Source organism: [Lactobacillus] timonensis (genome assembly GCF_900240275.1).
Taxonomy (GTDB): domain Bacteria; phylum Bacillota; class Bacilli; order Lactobacillales; family Lactobacillaceae; genus Limosilactobacillus; species Limosilactobacillus timonensis.
In genome coordinates, this window is sequence record NZ_LT964761.1 from 1,302,767 (window position 1) to 1,327,989 (window position 25,223).

Genomic DNA, 25,223 nt, shown 5'->3' on the forward strand with positions numbered 1-25,223 from the left:
AAATTCAATAGTTAGTTCGTAATTTGTAGCCTAAAAAATCAAATAGTTATAAAATAGTTCGAAAATAAAAGAGGATGTGACACAATACCCTTATCTATACTAAAAGTTAACAAGCGGTACAACAATGGCTCCTGACGTTCTGGCAAAGCCGAACGCTAGGAGCCATTGTTGTTCGCAGAGGCGGCGGATAGCCTAGCTGCGCGTCGTGACGACGAAGTCATAAATGACTTCCGCGTTAGAACCGTTCAAAAACGAAATCATTCTGATTTCTGTTTCACGGTTTGTCACGCTCCCTTCAGAAAGTTAATTAAACAAATTGCAGGACCGCCATCAAAATTGGTACGACAACGACGAATAAGACGGTACTCATGACAACGACGTCGGTGGCGTACTTAACATCACCGTGGGCTTCGGCACCTAGGATGGGCAAGACGGCCAGCATTGGAGTAGCAGACTGAACAACCAGGGTTTGACGCATCAGGCTCGGCAGAGTGATACCCAACGAACCTGCTCCCAGTTTGATCAAAATGATCAATACCAGGGGTGAAATGATAAACCGACCAATCAATGCGAGGACCGAGTCCCGTTCGAAGTGAAAGTTATTTAACCCGGCATCGCACAGGACGATCCCAATATAGAGCAGTGAGAGTGGTGTTACCAAACTACCGACGTAACCAAGCGTCTGGCCCAGGAAGTTTGGTACCGGGATGCCTAATAGCAGCCAAATGATGGAGAAAATAAAACCGACTAGCGGCATTGAAGTGCTATAAAAAAGTTGGACACTTTACTAACTTTTAAAGATTGGAATGATATCGAATATATTGATTCGGTGTCATTCCTTTTTTATTTGCTGAAATTCGTACGTTGTTGTACCAATAGATGTATTGCTCAATGACAGTTTTAAATTGCTGAAATGAAGTGATCTTTATCCGATTCAAACACTCACGTTTTAACAAGTTAAAAAAGCTTTCGGCTGGTGAGTTATCTAAGCAATTTCCTTTACGGGACATCGACTGAGTAATTCCGTGTTGACGTAATAAAATTTGATACAAGTGGTGTTGATACTGCCATCCTTGATCTGAATGCATGATGGAGTTACTACGTTGTGGCAGTTTATTAAATAAACTTGCCAACATAGTGCTAACTAATTTCATATTAGGATGAGTTGAGGTCGCGTAAGCGACCACGGCACCACTGGCCTCATCAATGACTGGTGATAAATAGCCTTTGACCTGTTCATTAATAGAAATTTGTGTGATATCTGTATGTAGAACTTGATATGCTTTTTGTGCATTAAATTGCTGATGTAAGTAATTAGGGGCAACCTTGCCCACATGACCACGATATGAATGATAGTGACTCTTGGCTGAGTACACAGTTACCTTTAATCCCATGCTAGTCATTAATCGACGCACTGTTTCTTGACAATATGTGAAGCCTTTCTTGATGAGACAATACCAAATTCGGCGATAACCGTAGGTTTCCTGACTACGTTTAAATTGCTTCGCAATTTCCTGCTTTACCTGATGATACTTATCGATACGCTTTGCGGCTTTAAGACGTTCATAGAAGGTGGATCGTGGAATACCAAAATATGTTAACAACTTAGATAATGGGTACTTAGCCCTAAGATCTTGGATCGCTAGTGCTTGTTCTTTCCGCGCTGCTGTCTTAGGGCTTGTAATTTTTTTAAGATGTCGATCTCCATTTCTTGATCGGCGATCTTAGCTTCCAGATCGGCAATTTTTTGCCTATATTGTTCTTCTTTAGTAGGCTTGATTTTATATTTGTTAATCGTTTTATGTTTGTTCATAGTTTTAGCTGGTCGACCCTTAGGCTTTGACCGAAGGCCGACGATCCCTTCATTTTTATATTTACGATACCATGAATAAACTTGTGTGCGATTCAAATTAAATTTCGCAGCTACTTTATCTATGCTTAACTCGTGAGTACGGTAGTAAGTGATTACCTGAAGTTTATAATCAAGTGAATAAATACGATGGCTCCTCTTGGGAGCCAAACTCTCATAACCACATGCTTGAACATCCTGTACCCATGCCATTAAGCTATGGTTGGAAGAAATGCCATATTTCTGACAAACTAATGAATAGTCATGACTTTTGTTCAAGTAGTCTTGAACTGCTCTAACTTTAAATTGATATGAATATTTAGACATAAAAATACCCCAGAATTGTTAGATTCGTGTCTAACAATTCTAGGGCACTTCAAANTGACAAACTAATGAATAGTCATGACTTTTGTTCAAGTAGTCTTGAACTGCTCTAACTTTAAATTGATATGAATATTTAGACATAAAAATACCCCAGAATTGTTAGATTCGTGTCTAACAATTCTAGGGCACTTCACATTGGTAGTAATTTTTTCCAATTAAATTCGCGTTTTTCGCTCTGCCCATTACTGGTCGGGTCGTCATTTTGGATCAGGAAAACTCCGAAGGCCCAGGTTGAAACCGTGTTAACGATGTAGTAGATCAGAAAGTAAGACATCGCTTTGGAACCAAAGAGTGCGTTATTTAATGGCATTCCGATGAAAATGGTATTGGCGTTGGCAACGGCGTTGATAAAGATTCCCCGACGGCCACGGCGAATACGAAAAATTTTAACCGCCGCAAAAGCAAAGAGGTAACTAATGATCACCGCCAGTGCTGGAAAAATAATGCCAATTCCTAAGCTAGCCAACTTATCACGGGTCAAATATTTCATGACACTCATAAAAATCGAAGCGGGCAGGGCAATCTTCGTGATTAAAGAGGCAATGTTGGCTCCAAAAGTATCACCAAACCAGCCGTTGCGGCGGAGAATATAACCTAGTGCCATGATCAAGACAATTTCAACAACGCTTGAAACAGAAGTCAGAAAAACAGTCATGTGGTTAACAGCTCCTTTAAGTTGTGATTAGTAACGGGGAACCCACTTCAGGTCGGCGACAGCCTGCTTGGCATCAGTGATGCCATCACCAGCCAGCCCCTGGTCAATAGCGGACTGGGCAACGACCTCAGCTACCTTGGTGGAAAATTCCTCCAGCTTTTCTACTGGTGGCAAGACAGTGGCGCCTGGTTGATCAGGATCAACAATTCCTCCCAGAGCGTGGGCGGCAGCAGCCAGCATTTGCTCGTTCACAATCTTGGCATGGACAGCGATCGCCCCAAAACCAACACCTGGGTAAACCAGAGCGTTGTTGGCTTGACCGATGGTGTAGGTCGTGTCCTTGTATTCAACATCGTCAACCGGAATTCCCGTGGCGGTGAGGACACGGCCATCAGTCCACTTCAGCAGGTCAGCTGGCATTGCTTCAATCAGCTTGGTAGGGTTAGAAATAGGGAAAATGATTGGCCGGTCAGTGTGCGCAGCCATTTCCTTGACCACTTCTTCCGTAAAAGCGCCTGGCTGTTTAGAAGTTCCAATCATGACGGTTGGCTGAACTGTTTTGACGACGTTCAGCAGGTCTGTTAATTCGTCGGCATTGGCAAATTCATTCCGGGAACGGGTGAATTGCTGCTGTTCGGGTGTTAGTTCTTCAGTATCGTCAAAGAGTAGTCCCTGGACATCAACCAGGTAGAAGTGTTTCTTCGCTTCTGACGGCTCAACACCTTGCCTGACCATTTCGTCGTAGAGCATCTTGGCAATTCCCATGCCGGCAGTTCCGGCACCAAAGGTCAGAAACTTCTGGTCAGCTAGTTTTTCCTTACTGATATTTAGTGCGCCCAGCACCCCGGCCAAAGCAATGATTCCCGTACCTTGAACATCATCATTGAAGACCGGCATATCATCCTTGTACTTGTTTAAGATTACGGTGGCGTTATCCCGACCAAAGTCTTCAAAGTGAAGGAGGGCCTGTGGAAAGAGCTTACGGGCAGCTTGAACGAAGGCGTCCACTAACTGGTAGTACGGGTCACCGGTAACTCGCTGGTGCTTTTCGCCAAGGTATGACGGATCAGCCAGCAGTTGCTGATTATTGGTCCCGGCGTCGAGTGAAACGGCAAGTACTTGCGATGGGTCAATCCCGGCGGCCGCAGTGTACACCATCAGCTTGCCGACTGAGATGTCGGTCCCATTCACGCCCCAGTCACCGATTCCGAGAATCCCTTCACCGTCAGTAACGACGATTAAACGGATGTCGCGGCCGTCGGCAGCATTTTTGAGGCCTTTTTCAACCTGGTCGATGTGGTCTACCGAGAGGAAAGCGGCTTGTTGAGGTTGGACGAAAATATCACTGTAATTTTCAATTGAGTCGGCAATTACTGGGTCGTAGACGATAGGCATAAATTCCACAATGTGTTGACCCATCAAATAAAAGAAGAGGGTTCGGTTAGTATTAAAGATTTCCATTAAGAACTGGCGTTGCGGCAGTCCAGCCGGTTTGGTCTTGAACTGAGCGTATGTTTGATCCGCTTGTTCCTGAAGCGTTTGAACCTTAGCAGGAAGACTGCCAACTAGTCCCAATCGCTGACGTTCATTTTCAGTAAAGGCAGTTCCTTTATTGAGGTAGGGGTTGTTTAATATATCCATTGCTTTCGTCATTATGATTACCTTCCTTTCAAATTTCGCGGTCAGTATAACAAGCAGCCAAAAAAATAGTCAAATGGCTAGTAAGTGATAAAATATATTTATATGACAATTAGAAATGCTATTAGGACGGTAATGAGATGAACATCAAGGATTTGAAATACTTTCATCGGCTAGCACGCCAGCAAAATTTTTCACAAGTCGCCGACAGCTTTCACGTTAGTCAGCCAACAATTACGATGGCCATTAAGCGGTTGGAAAACGATTATGGTGTGCCACTCATTATTAGGGATCGCTCACACCAGGCATTAGAACTAACTAGTTTTGGCCGACAGTTTGACCATCACGTTGCTGCCATTCTTCATGAACTCAAACTGGCAAGTAAGGAGGCACAATATGAGTGTCAGGAGCAAGTTCGCTTCGGGCTTCCACCAATCATTGGCAGTTACTACTTTCCATCACTAGTTTCGCAACTGCTCCAGCATCAGCTTTTAACCCGACTGCAAATTGTGGAACAGGGCTCTAACGAGGTATTGCGCCAACTTCAGCAAGGGGACGTGGAAATCGCACTGTTGGGATCACTAGCACCGTTAACTTACCAGCGGTTAGTGGCTTCGACAATTGCTACGTCGCCTTTTGGAATCCTAGTGTCACCGAAGAACCCGCTGGCTCAAAAAAAGCAAGGAGTTTTCTTCAAAGACTTAGCGGGACAGTTATTTGTCGGCTTGAATGAGCGTTTTATTCATAACCAGGCATTCCACCAAGTGTCACGGGCAGCACACCTTCGCCCGCAGGTTATTTACCGGACTGCAGACGTTCACGTTTTAGCGGCCTTAGTTGCCGAAAACATCGGGATTGCTTTTTTGACGTCGCTCGCGGCTCACATTAATCCTGATGTTGTGTTTATTCCATTATTGGATGAACAGCAACCATTGTTTTATATTTCAAAGGTAAGACGGCGATCGACTGTCCTGGAAGGCTATAAGCAGGATCTCTGGGAGCAGTTGGGTTAATATTAAATGCTGATTACAAGCAGCCAGATTGATTGTTGTTTGCCAGACGGTATAGTACAATGAGCGTTGGTATCAATGCCACGGGAGGTGCAATCAAAATGTCAGTTAATAATGATGAAACCATGTTTTTTGACTTTGGCAAGGAACATGAAAAAACAATCCAACAAACCCTGAAGACAGTGTATGAGGCGCTCCAGGAAAAAGGGTACAACCCGATCAACCAAATTGTCGGCTACCTCTTGTCAGGAGATCCGGCATATATTCCGCGGCTCAATAATGCCCGTAACCTGATCCGGGAACACGAGCGTGACGAAATTATTGAAGAGCTTGTCCGTTTTTACCTGAATGAAAACGGGGAGAGTAAATAATGCGTTTGATGGGATTGGATGTTGGTTCGAAGACTGTCGGGGTTGCTTTTTCTGACCCACTTGGCTGGACAGCACAAGCAGAAGAAATTATTCCGATCGATGAGGACCAGGAGGTCTTTGGAATCGACCGGGTGGCAGAGCTGGTTGACCGTGAACAGGTGGCCGGCTTTGTGGTTGGTCTACCGAAGAATATGAACAATACTGAGGGACCACGGGTGGACGCCTCCAAACACTACGGTGAATTGCTGAAAAAAAGTTTTCCGCAGATCCCCGTAGACTTTCAAGATGAACGGCTAACAACCGTTGAGGCACACCGAATGTTAGTCGAAGAGGCTGATATTTCGCGAGCTAAGCAAAAAAAAGTGATTGACGAATTGGCGGCTAGCTTGATTTTGCAAAACTACCTAGACCGACATGGGAAGTTGACTGAAAAACTGAGGTAAGATATGAGTAAGGAACAATCTTCAAACTACGATGGCGAGGTTTTTACACTCGTCGATGAAAAAGGAAACGAGGAGCTGTATAAGGAAGCACTCCGTTTTCAAGCGGATACTAATCATAAGTGGTACATTGTCTTGTACCCGCTGGATGAGGAAAATAGCGATGAGGTCAGCCTGCAAGCGTTCTCGTTTCAGGATAATGGCGACGGTGATGACATTGACCTGTTGCCAATCGACAACGATGCTGAATGGGAAATGGTGCAGGAGGTTATCAATACCTTCATTGACGATGATGGCAACTTCAACGCTTAAGAAAAAGCTCCTGACATTTGTCAGGGGCTTTTATCATTGTTTAATGTTTAGCTAGCTGCTGGGCTTTTTGCGTATTGGCAAAGTGGAGTTTAGCAAAATCACGGAGATCATATCCCCGCCGAATAAGTTTGGCTGCCACTTCGTCGACGAGATGATTAGCACCGATTGGTAGTGTTATGCCAGCCTGCGCTGATAACTGGTCCATCATTTTTAGCGAATAAGCACGAGCAACGACGGAAGCGGCCGCAACAGCTACGTGGGCTTGTTCACCCTTGATTCGAAAGTAAACATGATCGCGGATCAAGGTTTGTTGTCCATGCAGGTGACGAAAGTAAGTTCGCGGCTGTTCAAATTGGTCGATCAAGATTGCATCCGGAACTTGCGGCTTCATCTTGGTCAGGACCTTGCTGAGAGCTAGGTTATGACAAAGCGCTTTTAAGGCTGCCTGAGAGCGCCCCTTGATTTTATCGTTGTATACACGGGGGTTGAGGTTGACAATGTGGTAGGGACAGGACTTGGTGATTTTTTTGGCCAACTTGATAATTTCCGGATCGGTCAGCGTTTTGGAATCGCGGACCCCCAGTTCAGCAATGGTGTCCACCTGGTCAGCGGCAACATAAACGGCAGCCACAGTTAACGGTCCAAAGTAAGATCCCGTGCCAACCTCGTCACTGCCAAGCACGCTCCACGAAGAAAATCCAGCTGGCAGGTCAGGATGATGGGTGACGGTGCTCTTCTTACTAAGGGACTTCTCCTGGTCCCATCGTTGAGCCTCCTCGTCAGCTGCAGCTCCTTGAAACATTACCTTTTTCGACTTGGTGTAGCCAGTGACAGTTACCCGGCTCCCTTTCATCCGAAAGGCAGCACCTGCAGGGAGGGTCGTGTTGGTTACGTAAATTTTTTTCATCTTCGTGAAGGTTGCGGGATCGACAGTAATTACTTTTTGCATGCTTATACTCCTTTGTTACCCATAAGGTTAGCAAAACTATGTATTGAATGCTAGAATACGACCTAGATTAATGAAGAGGAACGTGAAGAAATGATTTTATCAACGGCAATTTTGATTATCCTCGTGGCCGGGATAGTTCATGGTTGGCACCGCGGACTATTAGCAGTGGTTGTATCGTTGGGAATTTACTTATTAAGTCTGGTGGTTTCCCGGGCGACGGCACCGGTGGTTGGGGGAATTTTAGCTGCTGGCCGTCCAGAATTAAGTAGTCCCACGAGCTATACGAACGCTCTTCTGGCGCACACTAACGCGACCGTTTTCTTTTATAATGGGCTGGCCTTTACCGTTATTTTTGTCATCGTTAGTTTTATTCTTCACTGGGCATCTCGGCAGTTCAACTGGTTGCGGCGCTTGCCCCTTCTTGGCAGCCTCAATGGTTTAGCTGGCGCGGTTGTCGCCGGGACGATTACCTACCTAATGGTTTACGTCTTACTGCTAATTTTTCAACTATGGCCTAATGGCTGGTGGCAATACCAGTTTTCACAGTCTGAAGTGGCACAATGGATAGTTAACAATACTCCTCAGCTGGCATCGCTGTTCGTTAGCTGGCTAGGTTAAGGAGAAATAATCATGAACAATAAAATACTGACAACATTAGAATTTCCACAAGTAGTTAAACAATTACTGCCTTTCATGGTGACTGCAGCCGGAAAAAAAGAGGCACTGGCACTTTTGCCATCGACCGACGCCAACGAGGTGGCCTCACGGTTAGTTGAAACAACTGACGGTGCAGATTTGCTCCGTATCAAAAACGGCATTCCCCTCCCGAAACTTGTTGATATTACGGAACCACTCAAGCGGCTGCAGGTGAAGGCACGGCTAAACGGGACCGAGTTGGCGCAAATCACCCAGGTGCTGCGAGCGAGCGCAGCAACCAAGAACTTCTTTGATGACTTGCTGGAAGAGGGGATTGAGTTGCGATCACTTCCCCAGCAGGTTGAACAGTTAGTGACTATTCCGACAATCACTAAGCGGCTCATTCAGTCGATTGACCCAGATGGGCGGATTAACGATGAGGCCTCCAGCAGGCTCCATGGTATTCGGCAGTTAATGGTGAAGACAGAAAATGAAATTCACTCTCAAATGAGTTCCTATACTCACGGGAAGAAAGCCAAGTACCTCTCTAACCCGACCGTGACGATGCGAAACGACCGGTACGTCCTTCCGGTGCAATCTCGTTACCGCAACCAGTTTGGTGGGGTGGTTCACGACCAATCGGCAAGTGGCCAAACGCTTTACATCGAGCCTGGTGACGTTGTTAATGCTAACAATCGTCTTAAACAAGCACAGATTGAGGAACGGCAGGAAATGATTCGGGTGTTAGCAGAATTATCCCGGTTGATCACCCCTTACCGCCATGACATTGCCAACAATGCCATTATTCTGGGACACCTCGACTTTGTGAATGCCAAGGCCAAGCTGGCGGTTAAACAGCAGGCTAGTTTGCCACAGATCAGTTGCAATAACCAGGTAGCCTTGCGGCAGGCACGCCACCCGTTAATTGACCCGCAAAAAGTGGTTGCCAATGATATCAAACTAGGCGGTGATTACTCAACCATCGTTATCACTGGCCCCAACACTGGTGGGAAGACGATTACTCTCAAAACACTCGGCTTAATTCAGCTGATGGGTCAGGCGGGGCTTTTTATCCCAGCCAACGAAAACTCAACAATCGGGGTTTTTGATAATGTCTTCGCTGATATCGGGGATGAGCAGTCGCTTGAACAGAACCTGTCAACCTTTTCTGGACACATGGACAACGTCAAGGCGATCCTGGAGCAGGTGAGTGGCCAGAGCTTGGTTCTGCTGGATGAACTGGGTGCCGGAACCGACCCGAAAGAAGGAGCCGCTTTGGCAATGGCCATCCTGGATAAGTTGGGTACTATTGGTGCCAAGGTGGTTATCACCACTCATTATCCTGAACTGAAAGTTTATGGTTTTAACAGGTCCCAGACGATCAATGCTTCCATGGAATTTAATAACGAGACGCTCAAGCCGACATATAAACTGTTGCTGGGAATACCGGGCCAGTCAAATGGGATCCAGATTGCACAGCGTTTAGGAATCTCTGATGATGTGATTAACGAAGCGCAGTCTTTTATTGGTGATGACAGTCAGGACCTTAACGAAATGATTGGTGACCTGGTTGACCAGCGGCGTCAAGCCCGGGAGCGGAATGAAGAGTTGCAATCCCGACTTGCCAAGCAGCAGTCAGAACAGGCAGAATTGGACGAAAAGCTTAATCGTTTTGCTGAGAACCGTGAGAAGTTAATGAATGATGCCAGACGGGAAGCAAATCACCAGGTTGCCAGTGCCAAGCGCGAGGCCAATAGGATTATTCACCGACTCCGGCAGCTAGAAACCAAGGGCAGAGTAGTTAAGGAAAATGAATTGATTGACGCGCAGGGCAAGCTCAACGCCCTTCACCGTGATGATCCCCGTTTGAAGAACAATAAGGTCTTGCAAAAAGCGAAGAAACGTCACGACTTTCACGTGGGTGACCAGGTGCTGGTTAAGTCTTATGGTCAGCAGGGGAGTCTCGTTGCTAAACGTGGTCAACACAAGTGGGAAGTCGCAATTGGAATCCTAAAAATGGAGATCGACGAGCGACAACTAGAAAAAATATCAGTCAAGGAGTTACGGGCACAGCAAAGTAAGCAAGGGCAACAGGCCTCCAAACGTGCCGTGCACACGACGCAAACACGGCATACAACTGCCCGTTTAGACTTGCGGGGTAAGCGGTATGAACAAGCAATGAATGAACTGGCTAACTTTATTGATCACGCGTTACTGAACAACCTCTCTCCAGTGACGATCATTCACGGTAAAGGAACGGGGGCACTTCGCAAAGGGACACAACAGTACCTGGCTGGTAATCCCCGGGTGAAATCCTTTAATTACGCCGCGCCTAATGCTGGGGGCGACGGGGCAACCATTGTTTACTTTTAGTGACAACAGTAGTTTTCTTACAAAAGATAAGCAAATGGTTTGCAGCCATCAGTCGGCTCCTGGTAAACTAATGATAGTAAATGAATGAAGCTAATGACTGGAGGAATGAAGATGTCAGTTGCAGTTACAACCGATCAAACTTTTGATGCTGATACAAGTAAGGGCTTGGTAGTTACCGATTTTTGGGCCCCTTGGTGTGGTCCTTGCCGGATGCAAAGCCCAGTAGTTGAAGCGCTGTCTGAAGATTTGGCAGGGAAGGTTACATTTAATAAGTTGGATGTTGACCAAAACCAGGAAACTGCTCGTCGGTTTCAGGTAATGAGCATCCCAACTTTACTGGTACAAAAGAACGGCGAGGTAGTAGACACTATTGTTGGCTACCACAGTAAGGAACAGCTTATGCAGGTCCTCAAACCATACCTTGATTAGCAAGTAAGTCAGTAACACCGCATCACCACTGGTGCGGTGTTTTTGTTTGCCGCGTTGACAGTGAGCTGAATGCCTGATATAGTTAGCTACATCACTAACTAACTGCCGACAGAATTGGGGGAATTTGTAATGAAGGAAAAAGACAATAAGGGACGGTCGCAGCGTCTGCGTCGTCTGACCCATAGCCGTCATCGCTGGTGGTACTTAGCTATTGAAATCCTGGTAGTGGTGGGACTGGTGACTTATGTGGTTGGCAAACGACAGGCTAGCGATCACCAGAAACCACGCTACCGAACGAGTAGGGCAGTGGCACAGGGTTCTTTCAACATTAGCGGTAAAATTCAACCCACCCAGACTCAGGTGTTAACTTTACCCGATGGCAAACTACAGAGTTTGAGTGTTAAAAATGGTGACCATGTTACTCGTGGTCAGGCGTTGTTAACGGTGACTAACCAGGAGAGCAAAGATAATGCGCTCTCTATTCAGGGTGACGTTAGCAAAAGTCAACAAGACTTGCAAAACCAGCAGCAAACAATTAACCAGTTGAACCAGCAACTGGGACAAATGAATAGTACCGACGATGGTTATGCTGACTTGCAAAGTCAGCTGTCGCAAGCACGAGCTGCTTACCAGGAAGCGCAATCTAGCCTATCGCTATCACAAAGCCGGTTAAATGAGGCTAATAACCAGGCTCAGCAAACACTGGTGGCTCCTTACGATGGGTACGTCACAGTAGACACCAGCAAGTCAAGCGAACCAGTAGTCACTATTTATTCTGATACCTTGCAGTTTGCCGGTAAAGTTTCTGAATATGACTACGCAAAAGTTCATCAGGGTGAAACGTTAAAGGTGCGGGCACTGGCAACGCATCATTCACAAAAGGCACCAATCACATTTATCTCTCGAGTGCCGGCAAAAGCCAGTGGCAATAATTCGCAATATGAACTAACCGCCAATGTTGACGAGAAAAAGTTCATTGACGGTCAAACCGCCAAGGCGGCACTTTTCCAGGACGGGGTTCAGATTCCTAAATCTGCTGTTATCGACCACCACGTTTTTATTAAGGATGGTAATCACTACCGCAAAGTTAGAGTTAGCGGTCATGCTGAAAATTCCTTCTTTATCGTTAGCAACGGGGTTGATGATGGTGACCAGGTGGTTGTTAACCCAGATCGTCACCTTAAAAACGGGACAAGGACTGATGTTAAATGATGATCGAGTTAAACAAGGTTAATAAGTATTACCATAACGGGCAAAATTCTTACCACGTCCTTCATGATATTGCGCTCGCCGTTGATCAAGGGGAATTACTGGCGATTATCGGCGAGTCTGGTTCCGGAAAGTCAACGTTGATTAATATCGTTGGTTTTTTAGACGAAGACTTTAGCGGTGAATACTTTTATCAAGGTCAACCTATCCATTCAATGACTCGATCCCAATTTTCCCGTTTACGGAACAAGAACGTCGGCTTTGTTTTCCAAAACTTTAAGCTAATTCGCGATGCGAGTGTGGCTGAAAACGTTGAGTTGCCGTTGCTTTATGCAGGTTATTCACACCGTAAGGTTCGAGATCGCGTTACTGAGGTGTTACAAAAGGTTGGGTTAGCAGGTTATGAAGACCAGCTGCCACAAAATATGTCCGGCGGGCAGCAGCAGCGAGTCTCTATTGCCCGGGCAATTGTCGCTAATCCGCATTTTCTGATTGCCGATGAACCAACGGGGGCGTTGGATAGTGAAACCAGTCAAGAGATCATGAATCTCTTTAAAAAATTGAACCAAGCGGGAACGACAATTATCATGGTGACTCACGACCCGCGAGTAGCTGCGCAGTGTGAACGGGTTGTGAAGATCATTGATGGTCGGATTGTCAGTGACTCTGGCAGGAAGGAGGACAACCATGGGGATCAGTGAGCTCTTGCGGACGGCGTTTCGTTCGTTACGTGCTAATAGGAAGCGCAGTTTTCTTACCATTATCGGGATCCTAATCGGGATTGCAGCTGTGATTACCATTTTGGGGATTGGCAACGGGATTACCAAAACAATGTATGATCAGTTTGGTAACCATTCTAAAACTGGTGAACAGACGACCGAGATTTTCTTCGCTTCAACCAATGACTCGACTGTCAATGGATTCAACCAGGAAGATATTGACAACCTTAAGCGGCAGTTCGCGGGCCAGTTTAAAAGCGTCAGGATTGAACATGAAACGGCCAACCTCAATCAAACAGCAATGGTGGGGATGACGAACAAACGGATAAGTGTTAGTCTGCTTAGGTCGCCGACTAAAGATATTAAGCTGGTGGCTGGTCACCAGCCCACCAGGGCACAGTATTCTGCGGGCAAACCGGTCGCAATGATGAAGGAGGCTGTCGCTAAAAAGCAATATGGGACAGCACAAAATGCACTGGGCACAACAGTTGAAGTGGGCAAAACGACTTACCGTGTGGTTGGTGTTTATCACAACCAGGCTGCTTACACCCTAGAAGGTGGGGCAAATAAGTTTGGGGTGGACCTCCTCCTGCCCAAACAACTGTATTACCAGGGATCGTCGGCAACTAGTGGTAACACGATTAAGCTGATCTTTGACCAGGGGCAGCACGCCAGCAAGGTTTCATCCCGGGTCGCAAAGTACTTAAAGAAGAACGGTTCGGCAGCCAGCAAGGGTCTTTACCAGTATGAAGACATGGAAAAGGAACTAAAGCAATTTGCTTTTCAAATGAAGATCATTACCAGCTTCATCAGCTTTATTGCTGCTATTTCGCTGTTTATTGCCGGGATTGGTGTTATGAACATGATGTATATTTCGGTGTCAGAACGAACCCAAGAAATCGGTATTCGACTGGCTGTTGGGGCGACACCAGGAAATATTATGATGCAGTTTTTAATTGAAGCAGTTGTGCTTACCGTGACGGGGGGATTACTCGGCTTTCTTTGTGGGGCAGGGTTAGCTCACTTGATTGCTCCGTTGATGGCACACGCTATTGGTAATGGTGTTCATTTGCATGCACACGTCACTATTGGTTCGTTTTTGCTTGCTTTTGGAACTTCGGCATCCGTTGGTTTAATTTTTGGGATTCTGCCGGCCCGTCAAGCTGCCAATAAGAACTTAATTGATATTTTACGGTAACAAAAACGTCTGGTGATTGGACACCAGACGTTTATTTATTATGGGGTTGCAGGAAAAACTATTTTTTGGCTGTGAGGTGGATAAATTCAGCTTGTTCACCAGGATGATCCGGATCAACAGGGTCGTTTTGAACCATTACTTCCACACTTTTTCTCCGCCGCCCAACCACTTCTGCTTCAGCAGCAGCACCAACCTGAAATTCAGTTTCCATCGCTAGGAAACCCGCTTCTAATTGGAAAGATGTTTCTTCGTGGTCGGCGGCAATTCTTTCGGCCACAAGTGGTCCGTCAAGTAGGTAAAGGTGCTGATGGTGGTCGCTTTTCTTCATGGTCAGATGAGCGAGACCCAGTTGTTCAGTTAAGAGACATAACTCTTCGGTAGAAGATACCGGGAAGGCCCGAGCAAGGTCTTTGCCGATCCAGTAGCTAATGCCATCAGTTTCGTCCCCAAGAATGGCAGGGAGGAGAACATCACGGATTACACCACTTTGTAATCCCCGGTGACTGTTAATTAAACGATCGTATATTTTTTGACTCATGGTTGGCTCCTTTGTTTCAACACTTCTAATAATAACTGTTCGAAGTTTTTTGCGCTAGTCTGGATTAGGCAGAACTTGAAAAAAAAAACGAAAAACATGATAATGAAGTTTCAGAGTTTAAACAAAAATGAATGAAATAAGAAGGAGTGGGCATCAATGGATAACAGACCAATCGGGGTCATGGATTCCGGCCTAGGAGGGCTGTCAGTGATGAGAATAATGCGGCAGCAGATGCCGCATGAATCACTGATTTTTGTCGGTGACCAGGGGCACTTTCCTTATGGGACAAAGAGTGCAACTGACATTCGCCGTTTTGCGCTGAATATTGGCCACTTTTTAGTCCACCATCACGTTAAGATGATGGTGGTAGCTTGCAATACGGCGACAGCGGAAGCCCTGCCACTGTTGCAGGTTAAACTGCCAATTCCTGTCTTTGGGGTGGTTCAGCCTGGGGCTCAGGCAGCTATCGCCGTTAAAAACCACCAACGGGTTGGTGTAATTGCTACCACGGCGACGACAAAAACAGATATTTATCCCCGGACGCTTCACCAACTATCACCTGACATTACCGTTTTTTCACTAGCCACGCAGCCATTAGTGTCAATTGTGGAGCACCGCCAGACTGGAACGCCGGGGGCTCAGCAGCTGGTTAACCGGCAGCTTTCCCCATTAGTTGGTCAACATTTGGACTCTTTGATTATGGGGTGCACCCATTTCCCGTTTTTGAGGACGGAGTTTCGGCGAACGTTAGGCGGTGACGTGACTTTGATTGACCCAGCGGTCGAAACTGTTAAGCAGGTACATCATTATTTACAAGCTCATAAGTTATTGGCTGACGCCAACCAACGGGGACGCGTTCGGCTATTTTCAACGGGTTCTGCCGATCATTTAATGCAGGGTGCGCGAGTTTGGCTGCATGACTCGACTCTGTTTGGTCATCACTTGACGCTGGATGAAGGCATTCAGTAAAGGGGATATACTATGAAGACATTAATAATTGCGACTAAAAACCAGGGAAAAGCTCGTGAATATGCTGAGTTATTTGAACCACTGGGGATTACTATCAAAACGTTGGTTGACTTTCCTGCCTTTCCCATTGACGAAAACGGGGCGACTTTTGAAGAAAATGCGATGATTAAAGCGCAAGCAGCGGTTGACCACCTTCATTTACCAGTGTTAGCCGATGATTCAGGAATTTGTGTTGACGCTCTTGACGGGGCACCAGGAGTCCATTCGGCCCGTTATGCTGGTGATCATGACTTTGTAGCCAATAATGCCAAACTGCTTCAGCAGATGAAAAATGTTCCAGACGAAAAGCGGACGGCCCATTTTCACACCACTATTGTTTGCTTGAAACCGATTGGTGCCAAGCTGGTTGTTGATGGGGAAGTTCGGGGGCACATTCTTCACCAGCTTGAAGGAGAGAACGGTTTCGGTTATGATCCGCTCTTTTATGTTGATGAATTGCAGACGTCAATGGGGTTTTTGAGTGATGCCGAGAAAAACCGAATTAGTCACCGTGCACGGGCAATGAAGAAATTGGAACAACACTTTGATCAGTGGTGGAATGCTGATTAAAGTTCCTGAGTTATAGAGTCCAAAGGAGGGACGCAGTTTGATTAATCCCGCAATGCAACGCCAGCTGGATCATTGGCCAGGTAAATACATGGTCCCAGCATCGGGTGTTGCTACTGTCAACGTGGATAATCCGTTAAATCACGCCTTCTTAGTACTGACTGCTGATCACTTTTCCAAGATTGTGGTCGTAGATAATGAAGGCCACTATTGTGGTCAATTATCGCTATCCATGATCACTGAAAAAATAATTAAGACGGATAAGATTGACGTGAACCTGCTTGATCAATTGACGGTGGCTGACGCGATGGAAGAAGATAAAGCAGTGACTAACGATCCTGATAATTTTGAGTACAATTATCGGTTATTAATGGACCGTTCCTTTATCCCAGTAGTGGGTTCGCACGGGGAATTTTGTGGAATTGTTACCCGACGAAAGTTGATGGATGCCCTCAATTACGTAATGCATACTCTCCACTAAATGAACACTTGTTTTAGTTTGTTGTGACGACGCGTACTAAATAAGTGCTATTGATGGGACGCGTTTTAGCTAAATATTAGTCTTTTCAAAAGGGGTTGTGACATAATCCCTCCTATTCACACTAAAAGTTAACAGGCGGTACAACAATGGCCTCTAACGTTCTGGTAAAATCGAACGCTAGAGGCCTATTGTTGCTCCCCTATTAATTTGTTATTAGTGACGTGGATATGGTACCAACCGGACATTGCTATGAACATATTCACCAAGGTAAATATCATGAACGTCAGCATAACCAGCACGGTGAACTTGGCCGATCACCCAGTCCTCATCGTGGTGAATCAATTCCAGGACGTCCTGGTTGATTTGCCCGTCATTAATTAATGGAAAACGGATATTTGCTTCGTCATTTTCGATGACCGTAATCTGGCCGTTTTGTTCCAGAACACCACTTTTAACCTTAGCAATTTCGTAAATTCCCTGGCTACGTAACTTAAACATTAAGTCATTGGCAGAAATTCCGGCCTGGATACAGGCATCAACGAGAACGTGGCCGTTTTTAATTAAGAGCTTGGGCTGGCCGTCAACGATTTTTTTGACCCAGTAATTGTGCTCTTTAGCAAATTTAATTACGAAAACAATCAGTGTCCAAATCAAGAGGACCATCACAAATTGGAGAATTGTGATATCGCTGTTGTAGATGATGCCGCCAATAATTCCCCCAAGAACATAGTTTTGTAGTTGATCGAGAGCTGACGTTGGTGCAAGGTTACTTTTGCCAAAAATGTTGATTTGAAAAATCAGGCACAACATTCCGAGAACAAACTTAATGGCAATTAATCCGTAGTTCATTTTCAACGACTCCTTACTTTTGAAGGTATACGTGATGATCAACGACGTGAGTTCGCGTTAGGGTGTAGTTGTCGCCGTTAGGGCTAAAGTTCACACGGTAGTCTTTTTTGTGAAAACGGACAATAATACCATCCTTCAAGTTTGTTGAGTTCACCACCACTTGGCTGTTTTTTAGACCATGGTCCCGTGCGACTGCCTCAATGAAAGGTTTCATCTGGGTGGCCTCGGATTGCTGAGTATAGTTTTCTTCCATGTTACCCACTTGGAGGCCGCAAAAAATCATTAGCAGAATTAGGATAATGATACCGATGTCGCGGTATTTTGTTTGTAAACGGTGACGGAGGTAGTAAATGAAGGTGGCAATTAGTAAGCAAAGTAAGGTCAAAATCACGGCATAGTTAATGACGGAGTTAATTTGTTGGTGATTGCTTAGGTATTGGTATGTATAAAAAGTCAATGAGATTCCTTCTTTGGTGGCGTTGTGCGGTTAGAGTGTTACCTTATTTTGTCTCAATACTTCAAGGTAATTCGCTAGGACATGACTAGCAAGTTTGTTTTGCGTGCCGTTTTTGGCAGTTAGCAGAACACGGAAGACCAATTGACCGTTGATTGTCACCGGACCGACAATTTGTGGGGGTTCTAATAAGTTGGGCTGTTGCTTAACCAATTGGTCGTTTTCTTGCTGGATCAGCTGGGTGATCTTTTCGAGCGGCGCGCCAGTGGGGAGGTTGAGATCGACGGTAGCCACCATGTTATTGCGGGAAAAGTTGCGAACAATACTGATATTCCTGTTGGGAATAAAGTTAAGTGTGCCGTTAGAGCTGGTAACCTGGGTAGTTCGGAGCCCCAATGCCGTGACCGTCCCCTTAATTGTCCCGATTTCAACTGTATCCCCGACGTCGATTTGCTGTTCGGTGAGGATGAAGATTCCGTTGACCACGTCAGAGACAAAGCCCTGGGCACCAAGACCTAGTGCAATACTGAAGATCCCTGCACCAGCAACCAGGGTGCCCACAGGGATTCCCAGGAGTTCTAGGACAGCATAAAGGTAGAAAAAGAAACAGGTATAACGAAAGATATTGTTGGTTAATGAATGAAAAGTGGCTAAGCGGTGAACGTTTAATCCCCGAAAACGTTTGGAGTGACGAAAAGAGTAGTCAATTAATTTCTTACCCAGCCAAAGAATAAAAAGGAAGGCCAGTGTAATTAAGACAAAAGAAAGACAACGGTTCGCCAGACGCCGGCCAATCTCTCTCCAACTCAGGTTAGTTAAGTAGTTACTAATTTGGTCTGCTTGTTTACTCAACTGCAGACTGACACCCAAAAACATGACAATTCCTCCAGATAATAATTGTGGTTATTATAACGAAAAATGTCATCACAAGAAAGTTGGCCAGTGACTAGCCGCTAGTTTGAAATCTAAGAGCCGTTCATGCTATGCTGTTAACAAGGATGAAGGAGGCAATCTGAAGATGACGATTGGTGAAACGGCTGCTTTAATTGCGGCCATTGCGTTTTTAATTCTAGTGTGCTTTATCGGCGTTTTTCTCAAGCATTTGGGACAAACAGTTCGGCAGGCAACCCAAAGTCTGGACCAACTGACCAAGGATGCTGACTCGTTAAGTAAGAACGTGGAAAAAGTGGTTGTTAATACCGATGAACTGTTATCTGACCTTAACGACAAGTCGGCTGAATTAGAACCAGCAGTGAAGGCAATTGCTGATGTTGGTCAGAGCGTCAGTGACGTTAACGAAGCCGCCCGTGGTCTGGCCAAAAAGGCTGCTGAACAACGGCAGAATACAAGTAAAGCAGAACGAATGATTAAGAGCGTTTCAAAGATGGCCGCGCTGAGTTTAGCTAGTCGGTTGTTCAATCGTCGCGGTAATAAACGCAAGAATTAAAATGGAGGATGATATTATGGGCAAGAAATTTGCAACTGGACTCCTCATTGGCGGGGCAACCGCCTTGCTTACATGGAAAAGCTTAAGTCGCGAAAAAAAGCAGCGTTTAAGTTCACAACTTCAGCGTGGCTGGGATGAAACGATGGATGCTGCTACCAACTATGCCATGGATTTTCTTGATTGGGCAGATGGTGTTGCCGCTGACTGCCAATTAGCTGCCAATGAAAAGTGGGCATCAGCTAAGGCACAGGTTAAGCAACAAGCGGATCGGGTGGCCGATCACTTCTCAAACGAAGATTTCGACGAAGAAACTGCTGAAATTCGTGATGCATTATCCAATGCCAAGGACAGTGGTGAAGGTCAAGATGATATCGTTATTGACATGGATCACGATGACGATCGCACAAACTAACATTCTAATTAATGAGGAACATCGAAACACGAAAGGTTTTGGCTTGTTCCTCTCCTTTTTTCTTAAAAGATTGCGCTTTCTAAAAATGTTTGTTATATTAGGCCCTGGAATTGAAAACACTCTGAAAACAATTCAGATCAACAAAGAAAGGGCTTATCATAATGGAAAAACAAGCAGTAACCATTTACACGGTTGCTCGTGAAGCCCGGGTCTCCATGGCTACGGTCTCCCGGGTTGTGAACGGCAACCCAAACGTTAAACCAGAAACACGCGACAAGGTAATGGCGGTAATTAAAAAACTGCACTACCGCCCTAATGCTGTTGCCCGTGGTTTAGCAAGTAAGAAAACGACGACAGTGGGTGTCGTTATTCCAGAAATTACCAACTCGTATTATGCACAGTTGGCTCAGGGAATAGATGATATTGCGACGATGTACAAGTACAATATCTTGTTGGCTAATGCCAACGTTTCTGGCGAAAAACCGATCCAAGTAGTTCGTGGCCTGTTTGCCAAGCAGGTTGACGGGATGATCTACATGGGACAAGATGTCTCCGAAGAGTTGGCTAAGGAATTCCGGAACTCCACAATCCCGGTGGTAGTTGCTGGCTCTGTGACTAACGATCCTGAGCTGCCAACTGTGCGGATCAACTTCAAAGAGGCAACGAAGGAAGCCATTGAAAAGTTGGCTAGTCAGACTAACGGGACAGTGGGAATGATGGTTGGCAATAACGAAACAACCATTTACCATGACCATTGGCTAGCTGGTTATAAGGAAGCCATGCAAGAACAAGGTAAGTCATTTAGTGAGGACCTGGTTTATGTGGCGCACAACTCCTATGATGAGGCTTACAAGATGGCAGATGCAGTGATCCGCAGTGGAATGAAGGGAATCTTCGTTACTGATGACGAAATGGCAGCAGGGCTGCTAAATGGTTTGACTGATAAGGGTGTTGAGGTGCCGGCTGACTTTGCCATTATTTCTGGTAATGATACAAAAGAAACGCTTATGACGCGGCCAATGCTGTCGACGGTTACACAACCAATGTATGACGTTGGTGCAGTTTCAATGCGGCTATTAACAAAACTGATGGATAATGATGAGGACGTTAGCGAACAAAAGGAAATTCTTCTTGATCACGGCTTCATCAAACGTCAATCAACTCGGTAGGTGATGCCACGTGACTTCACGTGAAGAGTATCGACAGCAGCAATTTGCTGCCGAAAATCAACAAAGTTATGAGGAGCCAATTACCCCACACCAGTCTCATTGGAAGACAGTGATTAGCCTTGCAGTGTGTTTGTGGGTGTTGCTGGTGTCGTTTTGGATATACCGAACCATTCTGAGTAAGGAGTTTGCTGCCGAAGAGGTCAAACAAACGGTTGTTGCCGACCAACTTAACCAGGAAGTGGATAATGTGTTGGCAAACTACGCGGTTCCTCGTTCAGTGTTAACTAAGCGGGAATCAGTTAAATTGGCTCGGCAGGCGGTAAAGGATGTTTATGATAACCAGGCGATTAACCTTGATATGTCGACGGTTACTGATCGTCTCGAATCATCAGTAAGTAGCCTTACCGGCAATTACGGGGTGGATGTTAGCAGCATCGCTGGTAGTTCACTGAATGCTTTGACCAACCAGCTCAATAGTGCTGTTAACCAACGACTTAATACTCAACAGGTTAAGACCTTTACCAAACAACTTCATATTGCTAAGATCGTCGACATGGCAGCCTTGGCAATTAGCGGGATATTGACGATTGTCTTACTGGTGTCCGCATTACTAAAGCGCAATTTAATGCCAATTATCAGCTGGGCACTTTCGTTTGTTAGTCTCCTGGCGGTTGGTTTCATTATGGTTTCTGGCAGTGTGGCTAAACAGGTTTCACGAGCGGTGCCTGACTTTAGTAGTTCGATCATTTCTGTGTGGAGTGATGTTGCCCAGTTTGGCTGGCATCTCGTCATTTTAACGGTTGCCCTAGCCGCTGCATGTTGGGTTGCGCGGATTGTCGTGGCTCGTCGGCACGGAAGTCGCGGCTAAGCCTTGAATTTTGGCAAACAATCTGATAAAATTTTCCGTGTTTGTTATTAAATCATTAAGAAAAGAGGAGTAAGCAATGTCAGGACATTCAAAATGGCATAACATTCAGGGGCGGAAGAACGCCCAAGATGCCAAGCGTGGCAAGATTTTCCAAAAGATTTCACGTGACTTGTACCAAGCCGCTAAAGCAGGTGATCCTGACCCAGCGAACAATCCTCAACTGCGTTTGGTCATGGAAAAGGCTCGTGCAGCTAACATGCCAAAGCAAAACGTTCAACGGGCGATCGACAAGGCAACTGGTGCTGGTGGCGCTAACTTCGAAGAAATTACCTACGAGGGTTACGCACCGGGTGGTGTGGCTGTGATGGTCTTTGCCTTAACCGACAATAAGAACCGGACGGCTGCTGCAGTTCGGTCAGCATTTACCCATGCTGGCGGTTCGTTGGGTGCTAACGGTTCAGTGTCATACATGTTCAACCGTCAGGGACTCATTGAAATCGAACGCGAGGGTCTAGACAAGAGTGAAGATGACGTTCTGATGGATGCTCTTGATGCTGGTGCTGATGATATGAAATCAACGGACGATCTGTTCCGCATTTTCACTGCGCCAAACAACATGACTAGCGTTCGTGACGCCCTTCAAAAAGATGGTTACGATCTGGAAACTGCTGAAGTAACGATGATTCCAGAAAACAAGACGAAAGTTCCTGCTGACAAGGTTAAGCAATACAAACACCTTATCGATGAACTTGATGCCAACGACGATGTTGCGGACGTCTATGAAGCAGGATTTATTGATCCGGCTGACGACACAGATGAATAATTTTTAAGCGAATCACCAAGACCGTGGATTAAATTCCACGGTCTTTTTATTTTGCAACATTTAATTAGGCGGTGATTGTCGTATCTCCTAATTAGGAGGTGTCAAATGGACCCAGAACTGGAACGACTATTAGCCCAATTAGTCCATCAACAAGCAGCTGACCTTTATTTTTTGCCTCAGCGAGAAGGGGTTCGTATCTTAGCGAACGTCAATGGCAAGCGGGTAGCCATTAAGAAGATGCCAACGGTGATCGCTAGCCGATGGATTAGTCACCTTAAATATCGTGCGAATATGTCTGTTACGGAACACCGGCGTCCACAGGCAGGAGCAATTCGGTTGAATGTTGGGACCACAACGGTTGATGTCAGACTCTCAACGGTTGGGGATTACTGTGGTCGTGAATCGTTGGTGCTGCGTTTTATTTACCGTTTGACTGATCAAGCGTACTCACTATTGATTCCGGATCAATGGATAAAGCTTACTGCAGCGGCAAAAAAACGAGGCTTGATGTTATTTGCTGGCCCCACGGGGTCAGGCAAGACCACCACGATGTACCGGTTGGCTCGTCGGTTAGATAGCCAAGTTATTATGACCATTGAGGACCCGGTAGAAATTGAAGAACCATCATTTTTACAGTTACAGGTAAATGAAGTAGCAGGGATGGGTTACCAAGAACTATTAAAAGTAGGTCTTCGTCACCGGCCACAAGTTTTTATTATTGGTGAAATTCGTGACAAGCAAACAGCAATGATGGCAGTTCAGGCATCACTGAGTGGTCACCTAGTAATGGCGACAATTCACGCACGGAGTGCTACTGGGGTGATAGCGAGGCTGTACCAGCTAGGAGTAGACGATTACGTTATTAGCCAAGCGATAAGCGCTGTTGCTTATCAGCGATTATTGCCAACGATCAACGGAAAGCTAGCAGTGCTCTTTGATCTGTTGGTAGGTCGGCAAAGAAAAACTAATTCAAGTGAGGATGGGGGTGCGGTTAGTGCACAATGGCGGCAAGACTTGGAAACGTTGTCAGTGGCTAAGATTATTTCAACGAAAACGAAACAGCAATTCCTCTACGGTTAATGATCATCGTCAATTGAAACCACGCCAGCTTGCACGTTGGTTGAGTTTATTAGGCCAGTTGATGAAAGTGGGGTTTTCGTTGCAACAAGCAGTGACCTTTACGACAAGGGTGTTCCCAGATAGTCGTGAACAGCTATTAATCGTGGAAAAGCGGTTAAAAAGTGGCTGTTCTTTTTCCAATGCGGTTGAATCCTTTGTGAGTGTTGACTTGAAAACACAACTTTTGTTAGCAGAGCAACATGGAAACCTCGGGGAGACTTTAGACGAGATTGGCCGTTTCTTGACCGTGCAGCAGCAACAGCGACAAAAACTCATGACTTTGCTACAGTATCCACTCCTCCTGTTGATAATGCTGGTAGGTTTGATGGTGGCGCTCAAAATATTTGTTTTCCCAGAAATAAAATCGTGGCAGTCAACGACGACAATGGGATGGTGGCAGTTGATTCCTTGGCGTTTAATCGTTAGTTTGCTACTAACTATTATGGGAGTAATTGTGGTCTGTGAAGTTGGTCGCTGGCGAAAGCTTGATGCCAACGGACGTGCGGGTCGTCTTTGCCACCTGCCAGTAGTGGGTAGGATGTTTCACCTGTATTATAGCTATTACCTAGTCAGTAATTTGGCAGTGATGCTAGACCACGGCCTTTCTTTAAAAGAATGTTGCCAAGTAGCAGCACAGTTGGATCAACAATCATTATTGTCATGGTGGGGCAAAAAGATCTCACAAATTGGTAGTGATGGTGGAAACATTCTTGAGGAGGTGCAGCACTGTTGTTATTTGCCACGAGAGTTATCTTTGTTTTTTGCGCGGGGATTAACAACGTCACAACTTGCTGCAGAATTGTCCGCTTATCATGAGCTCCTGTTTCAGCAATTACTCTCAATGACTGAGAGATTGTTAGTCTTTGTCCAACCGTTGTTGTTTGTCTTGGTAGCGGTTTTGATTGTCGGCATGTATTTAAGTATCTTATTGCCAATTTATCATTCACTGCAGGGGGTATATTGAGGTGAAAAAACGCGAAGGCTTTACTTTAATCGAAATGGCTATTGTGATGTTTATCATCAGTTTGTTGATTTTAATCGTTTTACCTAACTTGGCATCGCAACGTAAACGAGCGGTGAAAATGCATGGCAAGACAATGGTAACGGTTGTTCAAACCCAGTTGGATCTTTTTGAAAATGATACGGGAAAGAAGGCGACCAGCTATGATCAACTAGTTAATGAACACTATCTGACGGCAGCACAGGTTAAGAAGGCACATGAAGAACACATTGCCGTGAATAATGGTCAGGCACAGCAAAAATGAAAAGAAGCTCATTTACCCTTGTTGAAACGGTAATTGTTTTTGCTATTGTGT

General features: G+C 45.6%; 29 protein-coding genes and 2 pseudogenes. 21 read left to right on the top strand and 10 right to left on the bottom strand.

Annotated elements, in window-relative coordinates; translation table 11 throughout:
• Positions 1–307: 307 nt before the first annotated feature.
• The 5 genes and pseudogenes from C1710_RS06290 to C1710_RS06310 all read right to left on the bottom strand — a co-directional run.
• Positions 308–757: pseudogene (locus C1710_RS06290) on the bottom strand (AEC family transporter); the annotation flags it as partial.
• Positions 758–794: 37 nt separating this feature from the next.
• The gene (locus tag C1710_RS06295; protein WP_146002377.1) at positions 795–1,685 is read right to left on the bottom strand and encodes an IS3 family transposase; all 891 of its coding nucleotides are present in this window, start codon (positions 1,683–1,685) and stop codon (positions 795–797) included.
• Entirely contained in the window at positions 1,643–2,176 is a 534-nt protein-coding gene (locus tag C1710_RS06300; protein ID WP_102281098.1) for a helix-turn-helix domain-containing protein, read from the bottom strand. Before C1710_RS06300 ends, C1710_RS06295 begins: the two co-directional genes overlap by 43 nt.
• Positions 2,177–2,366: 190 nt before the next feature.
• Positions 2,367–2,888 (bottom strand): annotated as a pseudogene (locus C1710_RS06305) (AEC family transporter); the annotation flags it as partial.
• A gap of 27 nt (positions 2,889–2,915) precedes the next feature.
• Positions 2,916–4,547 carry a malolactic enzyme gene (locus C1710_RS06310; protein ID WP_102281143.1) on the bottom strand — a complete coding sequence of 544 codons (1,632 nt, stop codon included), beginning with the start codon at positions 4,545–4,547 and terminating at the stop codon, positions 2,916–2,918.
• A 119-nt stretch (positions 4,548–4,666) separates the two neighbouring features.
• On the opposite strand from C1710_RS06310, the gene C1710_RS06315 reads away from it, so the two are divergent.
• From C1710_RS06315 to C1710_RS06330, 4 genes are all read left to right on the top strand, one after another.
• Positions 4,667–5,539 carry a LysR family transcriptional regulator gene (locus C1710_RS06315; protein WP_102281145.1) on the top strand — a complete coding sequence of 291 codons (873 nt, stop codon included), beginning with the start codon at positions 4,667–4,669 and terminating at the stop codon, positions 5,537–5,539.
• 98 nt (positions 5,540–5,637) lie between these two features.
• Entirely contained in the window at positions 5,638–5,907 is a 270-nt protein-coding gene (locus C1710_RS06320) for an IreB family regulatory phosphoprotein (protein ID WP_102281147.1), read from the top strand.
• Positions 5,907–6,350: a Holliday junction resolvase RuvX gene (gene ruvX, locus C1710_RS06325; protein WP_102281149.1), complete on the top strand. Its 444-nt coding sequence runs from the start codon at positions 5,907–5,909 to the stop codon at positions 6,348–6,350. Before C1710_RS06320 ends, ruvX begins: the two co-directional genes overlap by 1 nt.
• 3 nt (positions 6,351–6,353) lie before the next feature.
• Positions 6,354–6,659, top strand: a complete 306-nt coding sequence (locus tag C1710_RS06330; RefSeq protein ID WP_102281152.1) for a DUF1292 domain-containing protein — start codon at positions 6,354–6,356, stop codon at positions 6,657–6,659.
• A gap of 40 nt (positions 6,660–6,699) precedes the next feature.
• Here C1710_RS06330 and rnhC read toward each other — a convergent pair whose 3' ends face one another.
• Positions 6,700–7,608 carry a ribonuclease HIII gene (gene rnhC, locus C1710_RS06335; protein WP_102281155.1) on the bottom strand — a complete coding sequence of 303 codons (909 nt, stop codon included), beginning with the start codon at positions 7,606–7,608 and terminating at the stop codon, positions 6,700–6,702.
• 90 nt (positions 7,609–7,698) lie between these two features.
• Between rnhC and C1710_RS06340 the strand changes: the two genes are divergently transcribed.
• From C1710_RS06340 to C1710_RS06365, 6 genes are all read left to right on the top strand, one after another.
• Entirely contained in the window at positions 7,699–8,226 is a 528-nt protein-coding gene (locus tag C1710_RS06340; protein WP_102281158.1) for a CvpA family protein, read from the top strand.
• A gap of 12 nt (positions 8,227–8,238) precedes the next feature.
• Positions 8,239–10,617 (top strand): endonuclease MutS2, encoded by a 2,379-nt coding sequence (locus tag C1710_RS06345; RefSeq protein WP_102281160.1) that lies wholly within the window; start codon positions 8,239–8,241, stop codon positions 10,615–10,617.
• Between the two features lie 111 nt (positions 10,618–10,728).
• A complete protein-coding gene (gene trxA / locus C1710_RS06350; RefSeq protein ID WP_102281162.1) occupies positions 10,729–11,046 on the top strand; it encodes a thioredoxin in 318 nt (105 codons plus the stop codon).
• Positions 11,047–11,175: 129 nt separating this feature from the next.
• Positions 11,176–12,258: an efflux RND transporter periplasmic adaptor subunit gene (locus C1710_RS06355; RefSeq protein ID WP_102281164.1), complete on the top strand. Its 1,083-nt coding sequence runs from the start codon at positions 11,176–11,178 to the stop codon at positions 12,256–12,258.
• Complete coding sequence (locus C1710_RS06360) at positions 12,258–12,956, top strand: ABC transporter ATP-binding protein (protein ID WP_102281791.1); 699 nt, start codon at positions 12,258–12,260, stop codon at positions 12,954–12,956. The genes C1710_RS06355 and C1710_RS06360 overlap by 1 nt, the downstream gene beginning before the upstream one ends.
• Positions 12,943–14,172, top strand: a complete 1,230-nt coding sequence (locus tag C1710_RS06365) for an ABC transporter permease (protein ID WP_102281166.1) — start codon at positions 12,943–12,945, stop codon at positions 14,170–14,172. Before C1710_RS06360 ends, C1710_RS06365 begins: the two co-directional genes overlap by 14 nt.
• A 58-nt stretch (positions 14,173–14,230) precedes the next feature.
• Here C1710_RS06365 and C1710_RS06370 read toward each other — a convergent pair whose 3' ends face one another.
• A complete protein-coding gene (locus C1710_RS06370; protein WP_102281169.1) occupies positions 14,231–14,710 on the bottom strand; it encodes a DUF2507 domain-containing protein in 480 nt (159 codons plus the stop codon).
• A 156-nt stretch (positions 14,711–14,866) separates the two neighbouring features.
• Here C1710_RS06370 and murI point away from each other — a divergent pair, with 156 nt between their 5' ends.
• Genes murI through cbpB form a run of 3 tightly spaced genes read left to right on the top strand, consistent with a single transcriptional unit; the run spans position 14,867 to position 16,766 of the window.
• The gene (gene murI / locus C1710_RS06375) at positions 14,867–15,679 is read left to right on the top strand and encodes a glutamate racemase (protein WP_102281172.1); all 813 of its coding nucleotides are present in this window, start codon (positions 14,867–14,869) and stop codon (positions 15,677–15,679) included.
• 12 nt (positions 15,680–15,691) lie between these two features.
• On the top strand, positions 15,692–16,288 hold the full coding sequence (locus C1710_RS06380) for an XTP/dITP diphosphatase (RefSeq protein WP_102281174.1): 597 nt from the start codon (positions 15,692–15,694) through the stop codon (positions 16,286–16,288).
• 37 nt (positions 16,289–16,325) lie between these two features.
• Positions 16,326–16,766 carry a cyclic-di-AMP-binding protein CbpB gene (gene cbpB, locus C1710_RS06385; RefSeq protein ID WP_235857984.1) on the top strand — a complete coding sequence of 147 codons (441 nt, stop codon included), beginning with the start codon at positions 16,326–16,328 and terminating at the stop codon, positions 16,764–16,766.
• Between the two features lie 213 nt (positions 16,767–16,979).
• Here the strand turns inward: cbpB and C1710_RS06390 are convergent, their stop codons facing one another.
• From C1710_RS06390 to C1710_RS06400, 3 genes are read right to left on the bottom strand one after another with little or no spacing between them, the layout of a single operon-like run.
• Positions 16,980–17,615 (bottom strand): DUF421 domain-containing protein, encoded by a 636-nt coding sequence (locus C1710_RS06390; protein WP_102281177.1) that lies wholly within the window; start codon positions 17,613–17,615, stop codon positions 16,980–16,982.
• A 13-nt stretch (positions 17,616–17,628) separates the two neighbouring features.
• Entirely contained in the window at positions 17,629–18,072 is a 444-nt protein-coding gene (locus tag C1710_RS06395) for a DUF3290 domain-containing protein (protein WP_102281179.1), read from the bottom strand.
• A 30-nt stretch (positions 18,073–18,102) separates the two neighbouring features.
• Complete coding sequence (locus C1710_RS06400; RefSeq protein WP_102281181.1) at positions 18,103–18,945, bottom strand: mechanosensitive ion channel family protein; 843 nt, start codon at positions 18,943–18,945, stop codon at positions 18,103–18,105.
• Positions 18,946–19,087: 142 nt separating this feature from the next.
• Here C1710_RS06400 and C1710_RS06405 point away from each other — a divergent pair, with 142 nt between their 5' ends.
• The 8 genes from C1710_RS06405 (at position 19,088) to comGC (ending at position 25,172) form a co-directional block, all read left to right on the top strand.
• Positions 19,088–19,516 (top strand): DUF948 domain-containing protein, encoded by a 429-nt coding sequence (locus tag C1710_RS06405; RefSeq protein WP_102281182.1) that lies wholly within the window; start codon positions 19,088–19,090, stop codon positions 19,514–19,516.
• Between the two features lie 16 nt (positions 19,517–19,532).
• On the top strand, positions 19,533–19,928 hold the full coding sequence (locus tag C1710_RS06410) for a YtxH domain-containing protein (RefSeq protein WP_102281184.1): 396 nt from the start codon (positions 19,533–19,535) through the stop codon (positions 19,926–19,928).
• A 161-nt stretch (positions 19,929–20,089) separates the two neighbouring features.
• Positions 20,090–21,097, top strand: coding sequence for a catabolite control protein A (ccpA, locus tag C1710_RS06415; RefSeq protein ID WP_102281186.1), 1,008 nt, complete (start codon positions 20,090–20,092; stop codon positions 21,095–21,097).
• Positions 21,098–21,107: 10 nt separating this feature from the next.
• Positions 21,108–21,965, top strand: a complete 858-nt coding sequence (locus tag C1710_RS06420) for a hypothetical protein (protein ID WP_102281189.1) — start codon at positions 21,108–21,110, stop codon at positions 21,963–21,965.
• Positions 21,966–22,041: 76 nt separating this feature from the next.
• Positions 22,042–22,788, top strand: coding sequence for a YebC/PmpR family DNA-binding transcriptional regulator (locus C1710_RS06425; protein ID WP_102281191.1), 747 nt, complete (start codon positions 22,042–22,044; stop codon positions 22,786–22,788).
• A gap of 105 nt (positions 22,789–22,893) precedes the next feature.
• On the top strand, positions 22,894–23,868 hold the full coding sequence (comGA, locus tag C1710_RS06430) for a competence type IV pilus ATPase ComGA (protein ID WP_102281193.1): 975 nt from the start codon (positions 22,894–22,896) through the stop codon (positions 23,866–23,868).
• Positions 23,768–24,871 (top strand): competence type IV pilus assembly protein ComGB, encoded by a 1,104-nt coding sequence (comGB, locus tag C1710_RS06435; RefSeq protein ID WP_102281195.1) that lies wholly within the window; start codon positions 23,768–23,770, stop codon positions 24,869–24,871. Before comGA ends, comGB begins: the two co-directional genes overlap by 101 nt.
• A 1-nt stretch (position 24,872) precedes the next feature.
• Positions 24,873–25,172: a competence type IV pilus major pilin ComGC gene (gene comGC, locus C1710_RS06440; RefSeq protein ID WP_102281196.1), complete on the top strand. Its 300-nt coding sequence runs from the start codon at positions 24,873–24,875 to the stop codon at positions 25,170–25,172.
• Positions 25,173–25,223 lie beyond the last annotated feature (51 nt).